Annotated in this window: 1 pseudogene; it reads left to right on the top strand. The window is 62.5% G+C overall.

Going from position 1 to position 312, the window contains the following annotated elements:
- Nucleotides 1-80 precede the first annotated feature (80 nt).
- Nucleotides 81-312, top strand: a pseudogene (locus SLS51_RS23520) (type VI secretion system Vgr family protein); the annotation flags it as partial.

The raw sequence follows: 312 nt of genomic DNA, 5'->3' as shown, positions 1-312 counted from the left end.
ATTACGCGTTGCAGCAGGCCGCCGGCCTGACCGCGCTCCCTGAGAAAAACCGCCCGTAAATTCAGAGAAGGAACCCTTAGATGTCATTTCAGAAAAAAACCGCCGACGCCGGCAACCTCGCACAACAAATCGCTGACCGGCTGCGTCCGCAAAGCGCCGGCGGGTTACAGTTTACCCTCACCGCCGGCGGCCTGCCGCCGCACACCTTTGTGGTGGCCGGCTTTACCCTGCACGAAGCCCTCTCCACCCCGTTCACGCTGACCGTCAGTTTAGCCAGCGCCGACCCGGCGATTGATTTCGCCGCCGTCCTCG

The sequence above is a fragment of the Photorhabdus africana genome (genome assembly GCF_035181445.1).
Lineage (GTDB): Bacteria > Pseudomonadota > Gammaproteobacteria > Enterobacterales > Enterobacteriaceae > Photorhabdus > Photorhabdus laumondii.
The sequence above is the reverse complement of the archived record's forward strand: the minus strand, read 5'-3'. Positions and strand labels throughout refer to the sequence as shown.